At 67.8% G+C, this 6,190-nt stretch carries 6 protein-coding genes; 1 reads left to right on the forward strand and 5 read right to left on the reverse strand.

Going from position 1 to position 6,190, the window contains the following annotated elements:
- Positions 1 to 187 precede the first annotated feature (187 nt).
- The gene (locus tag HCN56_RS21860; protein WP_167973756.1) at positions 188 to 973 is read right to left on the reverse strand and encodes a hypothetical protein; all 786 of its coding nucleotides are present in this window, start codon (positions 971 to 973) and stop codon (positions 188 to 190) included.
- Between the two features lie 218 nt (positions 974 to 1,191).
- Here HCN56_RS21860 and HCN56_RS21865 point away from each other — a divergent pair, with 218 nt between their 5' ends.
- Positions 1,192 to 1,557 (forward strand): hypothetical protein, encoded by a 366-nt coding sequence (locus tag HCN56_RS21865; RefSeq protein ID WP_167973758.1) that lies wholly within the window; start codon positions 1,192 to 1,194, stop codon positions 1,555 to 1,557.
- A gap of 401 nt (positions 1,558 to 1,958) precedes the next feature.
- Here HCN56_RS21865 and HCN56_RS21870 read toward each other — a convergent pair whose 3' ends face one another.
- The 4 genes from HCN56_RS21870 to HCN56_RS21885 all read right to left on the reverse strand — a co-directional run bounded on the left by HCN56_RS21870 (position 1,959) and on the right by HCN56_RS21885 (position 6,118).
- Positions 1,959 to 3,176: a hypothetical protein gene (locus tag HCN56_RS21870; protein WP_245246874.1), complete on the reverse strand. Its 1,218-nt coding sequence runs from the start codon at positions 3,174 to 3,176 to the stop codon at positions 1,959 to 1,961.
- A gap of 126 nt (positions 3,177 to 3,302) precedes the next feature.
- Positions 3,303 to 3,728 (reverse strand): hypothetical protein, encoded by a 426-nt coding sequence (locus tag HCN56_RS21875; protein ID WP_167973760.1) that lies wholly within the window; start codon positions 3,726 to 3,728, stop codon positions 3,303 to 3,305.
- 62 nt (positions 3,729 to 3,790) lie between these two features.
- A complete protein-coding gene (locus HCN56_RS21880; RefSeq protein ID WP_167973762.1) occupies positions 3,791 to 5,563 on the reverse strand; it encodes a ParB/RepB/Spo0J family partition protein in 1,773 nt (590 codons plus the stop codon).
- A 102-nt stretch (positions 5,564 to 5,665) separates the two neighbouring features.
- The gene (locus tag HCN56_RS21885; protein WP_167973764.1) at positions 5,666 to 6,118 is read right to left on the reverse strand and encodes a DUF6197 family protein; all 453 of its coding nucleotides are present in this window, start codon (positions 6,116 to 6,118) and stop codon (positions 5,666 to 5,668) included.
- Positions 6,119 to 6,190: the final 72 nt, after the last annotated feature.

A 6,190-nucleotide genomic window follows, 5' to 3' on the forward strand; every position in this document is an offset into this window, starting at 1 on the left:
CCCCACCAACCAGCCCCCTCCCCCTCCGAGAGAGGACCCGCCGGAGGCACACATCACTAACGCCGGCACCCCACCGGCGGATGGTTCGAGATGTCCGCCGGCCTGTGGCTACGGTGCGCGCCCTCGACTGTAGGGCCGGCGCCGTAGTGGATTGCCGACCGGGCGTCTGCCGCTAACTGCTACACCTTCAACCTTGAGGCATTGAACTTACCTCTGACCCTCGATTAATTTGATGCACGAGACGTTCGATACACATCGAAACATCCTCCCAGTTCCTTTCTAGCCATACGTCAGCTCCTTCAGCAGCTCGGTGTCGCACGTTTTTCCTTAGGTCTTTCAAATCAGTGAGCAGGACAGCGGGCGAGACAACTTGACCAGAAGTATTGCTGAAGATATCAGCATCTTCTGCGGCGGAGATTAGCTCGGCGAAGCTCATTCTCTTGGCGCGTTTATTGACCAACTCTTCCAAGATCAACTCACACGCCGTGTGTAGCTCTTCAAGAAACACTTCAGCAGCAACCTCATCGAAGTTCCAGGCAACGATCAGACTGGTTGTGATGGAGAGCCTAGCGTGAAGACGCGGCGAGGAGGGGCACTCATACTCGTATGGAGGGTAGTAGTAACTGGTCTCATCGACTCCTCGCAGAACCATGGGATCGTCCTGTTCGATATGCCGACCGCGCAGCATCATATCGACAAAACCGCGGCCCACCCGAGCGCGTTGCGCTGGGGAGATTCCTGAGTGCGCGCATCCTTCAGCCACTAGGGGCAGATCGCGCTCCAACCGGTACCCAAGAAGGTCAGTACGGCGCGAGTTTCCATTAATTGTCACAACACAGCGATGCGGTTTCACATGCTGCCATCTCCACGAAAGCAGCAACTTTCGAGCCCTGGTCTGTGCAGCAGCCAGACAGACGCGAACAATCGCTTCCTGTGATTCCGTGTAGGTGAACTCGAAGTCGAAGCCAGCCATGCAGCATGTTCTATCGCACAGCGGGCCCGGCCCATCGCCCGGCCCCGTCAAGATACAGGTGCGAGAGCGGGAGGGCAGCGGATTGCACGTTGCCGCACGTGGTGAGGGCAGGGTCGAACGGAGCTCGACGGTGGCCTGGACGCCCGCTCCCGGGGACAGCCGCCATCAGATTCTGAGAGAACCGTTCGGCTGACGGTCCTGACTTGTAGCCTGCGAACATGGCGATCCCACGCGAGCCGAACGGCCGGCCTCTGACCATGTACACCATGAGCCTCAATGCGGCGCTCGACTACGCAAAGAAGGCACTGGCTGAGGGGCTTAACGTCGAGATCAAGGACATGGATCTGCGCGACACCGTGACCTATCGAACGTTCCAGGAGTCCCCAGTTCTGGGCAAGTACTGGGCGGTCGGTGTGACCACCGATGACAGCGCCATGGGCTACCGGTCCAAGTCGGCTCACCAGATTCTGGAAGCGGTAGACAGGACGACGCCTGAGGAGTACGGAGCCATCCATACCGATGATCTCGTAGCTGTGTGTCGCGGTGTCTACTCGGCGGATCCCACGCACGTTAACCCGAGCTGACTACGACGCAGCGCGGTGCCGGGAAGCGTCCTGCTACATCCCGGTGCGGGCAGCCACTGCACTGGGATGCTGGGCGCTCGCGCGGAGCGCGATGGACAGTGCAGTCGTGCCCGAAGGGCACGCCCGTTTGGCCCGGCGTCCGGACAGGACGGGAGGGCCGCCCGCGGCCCGGACGTTCCGGCCGGCTGCGAGCCGGGCCGGGCTGAGCCGTCCCGGAGGGACGTCCTTCTCCGCGATCCGCGGGACCGCCGGCCGCCGACGCACGAGAACTCCGGCTGCGGTTGGCGAAGCGTGGGGTGGGCGGCTCGATGCCGCCCCCCCCCCCCCCCCCCCCCCCCCCCCCCACGGCCCGGCGGCCGGGGTCCGGCCGGGCGGTGACCCACGCCCGGCCGGTGCTGCGGCTACGCGGCGACCGGTTCGCGTGCGGCGACGCGGCAGCGGGTGAGTACGGTCTGTGCGGTCTCGCCGTAGATGCTGTGGTCCTTGACCGTGCCGGTCAGTTCGACCTCGTCGCCGTTGCCGGGGACGTCAGCTGCGGAGCTGAACCAGACGAACACGTTGCCGCTCGGGTCCTGGAACTTGACCAGTCGGCGGCGCTGGGTGTGGTAGCCGTAGGTCCGGCCCTCCAGCTCGATCACGGTGGTGACGGTGGCGGTGGTGGTGATGCGTTCGCCCACCGTGCCCTGCGGCTTGCTGTTCTGGGCGGCCCGCTCGGTGGCCTCCTTCTCCTGGTCGCGGTACCAACCCGCGATGGCTGAAACCAGGGTCGGCAGGTGGCGGGGGTTGACGGTCTCGCCCTTCGCCAGCTGGCCCACCTTGTGGCGGTAGTCGGAGAGGCTGCCATGCCCCTCGATCGCCCAAGCGCGGACGGCGGCAGCGGTGGTCCGCGCGTCGGGCTCTCCGTCTATCGCCCCCTTCCACTCGGGGGTGGCTTTCCGGTCGAAGAAGTACGCCTCGACACCGTCGGCGGTGGGCAAGGTGTCTTTCCACTGCTCCGAGCGGCTGTAGAACCGGCCTTCGAGCTTCACGATTGCTGCGGTCACTCGCAGCACCTCGGCCACGGGGATGCGGAGATCAGCGGGGATGCCGCCTTCGTCGCCGTCCCAGTCCGAGTCCTTGAGCGTGCCGAACCTCCAGAGAGCTTCGAGCCCCTTGATCGGCAGACCCGTGTAGGGCTCGACGCACGTGGTGCCCAACTGCTTCATCTGCCCGTTCTCGTGACGAGCGAGGTAGGTGGCGGTGCGATGACGGGCGACGGCGCACCCGTGGCAGAAGTTCTCGATGGCGCGGTGCTGCCGCGCGGCCTGCGCGTCCTCTTCGGGGAGCCCGGGAAACAGGCTGGTGATCGTCTCGCCCTCCGCGTCGTGGTCGAGGCGGGCGATGACGGTCCACCCCTGGTGGCGGGGGATGTCACCGGAGATGGTCACGGTGACCGTGGGCCGCTGACCGATGGGGTGGCCGTCGATGTCCCGGTAGTCCGCCAGGAACGGCGCCGAGACGTCGAGGTCGTACGGAGAAAGGTGGTGGAGGGAGGCGCGGGCGTTGGTCGCGGCGACAAGCTGACGGACCTGGGATTCGGCGGTGGCGGGGATCGAGAATCGCATGGCTGCGCTGGTCATCGTGCGTGCTCCTGGTGGTGAGAGAGGTCTGGCGGCCCGACCGGGCGGGTTGCCCTCCGCCTGAGGTCGGGCCGATTGCGGCCTGTGGTCGGAGCGGGTGTTGCCCGCCCCCTCCGACACACTTAATTAAACCATGTTTTGAGGTGTGGGGCAAGCATCCCGACCGGGGAGGTCTAGGGCGGCTCGGTCGCGGAGGTACGCGGCGAACAGGGCGGCGGTGTAGCTGTCGGCGGTGCCGTAGGCACGGCGGCAGTCCAGCGCCCCGATGCGCTCGCCCCGGTGATGCACGGGGAACGGCTGGCCGGGGGCGGGGATGGCGAGGGCGTACAGTCCGCGCAGGGTGTCGACGCGCAGGACGGCGGCGGCGGCCTGGTGGTCGTAGGCGGCGGACCAGCGGGCGGGTCCGATACCGAACTCCGCGAGCCCGGACGCGATGGCGCGGGCCTGCATCAGGTCAGCGATCGTGTCGGGGTCCGGCTCGGCGGGCCGGGGTACGCAGCCGCAACCGTGGTCGTCGGCGTAGGTCTCGGACAGTGCGGCGGTGCGGGCCATGGCGTGCTCCTGGGGCGGCCGGGGGCGGGGCGCCCGCCCCCGGCGTCGGACGGCTGAGGGGGTCAGGCGGAAACTTCGTCGTCGCTCTCCGGCTCGTCGGCCTCTTCGGGTCCGTCTTCGTTCGACTCCTCGGCGGTGCCGAGTTCCTGACCTGCTTCCGGCTCGTCAGCGGCGGGGAGGGCTCGGGGCTCCCTCCGCGTCGGGTCGTAGGGCTCGCCGTCCGCGACCGACTGCTCAATGGGGGTGAGGGAGTACCCCAGCGAAGCAAGGACCTTGAACCATGCCGCCGTGGGCTTCCGCGTCCACGGGGCGTGCTGGCCATCCGTCCGCCACGCCGACCGGGTCGCGCCCTTCTCCCGGACTGCGGCAACGGCCGCGAACTGGAGCTGCGGGGCGCGGCGCGGGTCCTTGGCTGCGTGCCCGGCAAAGCCGCTCCGGTCCTTGGCCTGCTCGGCGTTCAGGCCCAGGAAGGCGGCCAGGATCTCGGTGGTCGGCTCCTTGTTCAGGTTCTCGCAGATGCCCCAAGTGCCGCTGAGGAGAGCTTCGTTCACGCTGCGGATCAGGGCGTTCGTGGTGCTCTTGGGGAGGTTGCGGGCCTGGAGCAGGTCGGCGATCCACTTCCTGCGGACCGATTCGGCGGCGTCCCACGCGATGTTCCCCGCCTTGACGGCGGCGCGGGCGGCGCGCTCGGCCTCCGCCTCGGCTGCGGTCTTCGTGCCGCCTCCGCCCTGGATGGGGCTCCCTAGCGTGGCGTGCTCGTACAGGCCGGGGGCCGTGCAGTAGGGCTCGTACCGGTCGCCCCGCCGCTCGTCGAGAACCCACACCTGTCCCTTGCAGTCGGCGTGTTCTTCGGTGCTGATGTCGCGCAGTTGCCATACGGGCATGGCGCGCTCGGACAGTTCCTCGGCGTCCCTGATCTTCTGCCCGGCCGTCTCCAGTTCGGCGCGGTGGGCGTCGGCCGCGTTCCGCTTGTCGCGCTTGGTCCGCTCCAGCGCAAGGGCCCAGTCGACGCCTCTGGTGTCGGCGTTGACCCGGGCGGCGGCCTCGGTGATGGCGGCGAGCGCTTCGGGATCGTCGGCGAACTCCGCCAGCGCGGCCAAGTGCTCGAAGGTCCATTCGTAGTTGCTTGCGGTGGTGACGGCTGCGTTCAGCTTCTCGTCGGAACGGACCTTGACGACGGCCTTGACGTCCTTCTGCCGTACGCCTGCGGCCTTGGCGACGCGCCCGACGGGTGCGCCCGCGTCGGCGGCGCTGAACATCGCCAGGTTCATCTCGGACGGGGTGAGGCTCTTGCGGTGGTGGGCGGTCGTGATCATGTCGAGGAACTGCCCGGCTGCGTCGCGACCCTCGTCCCACTCGTAGGGCAGGTGGGTGAGTCCCGCTTCGCTCGCTGCGTGGTAGCGGCGGTTTCCGTCGTTGACCTGGAGTGTCCCGTCGTCGAGTCGCTGGATCTTGACGGGGATGCGGCATCCCTCGACGCGGAGCGATTCCACGAAGGTGGCGTTGATGTCGAGGTCTCCCCGGGCGTTCTTCGGGTGAGGGGTGAGCGCATCGACCCGGATGACGGGGCGCGTGGTGACGGGCACGGACTCCAGCTCGGCTGAGACGGCGGCGGCCAGTCGCATGAAGCCGTCGATGATCTGCGGCACCTCGCCGTGGGTTCGCGCGATGTACAGCGGCTCCATGACGCCGTTGGCCTTCACGTCGGCCAGCAGGTCGGCCGGGGCCTCGACATCGCGGAGATTACCGGGGTGCGCGGCGAGTTCGGCGACGGTGAGGGTCGGCCACGGAGCGGGGGGATTCTGGACGGCGGACTGGTTCTTGGCGTTGGTCATCAGCTCTTCGCTTTCTGGTGAGATTGTTCGGGCCGCCGGCCCGGTGCGGTGTCGGCCGGAGGGTTGCCCTCCTCCTTCCGACATGCTTAATTAAACCACGTTTTAGCGGGTGAGGCAGTTGGCAGTTCTGTGATCGCCGTCACCCTGGCGTCGAACGGGGGCCGCGCGGATCATCTCCACTGCCTCGACTGTCGTCCGGCTCGGGTCGTCTCCCCAGCACCACAGCAGCGTGCGCCGGTAGGCGTCCTCCGTAATGCCCAGTTTCCGCCACCGGATGACGGGCACGGGGCACCCGTTGATGTGGTCGCTGAGCAGCACCAGGGATTCGGACAGGGCCCGGTGAAAGACGGCCCATGGCTCGCCCTGAACGGACCAGCGGGGCCGGACGGAGCGCACGCCGCGCCCCCATGCGTGGAGCACGGTGCACGGGGCGGTGTCGCCCATGCGGCCGGGCTGCCAGAGGTGGTCGCCCTGATAGAGCCCCACGCGCTGGATGTGGTCGGCGGCAGCGTTGAGGATACGAGTCGGGGTGGCCGGTGGCCTTCGGGATGGCACGATCGTGGCTCCTCGGTTTCGGTCGCGGGGTCGGCGGCCGGGGGCGGCGGTCGGCCGCCCCCGGGAACGCGT

The sequence above is a fragment of the Streptomyces lonarensis genome, assembly GCF_012033735.1.
Classification (GTDB): Bacteria; Actinomycetota; Actinomycetes; order Streptomycetales; family Streptomycetaceae; genus Streptomyces; species Streptomyces lonarensis.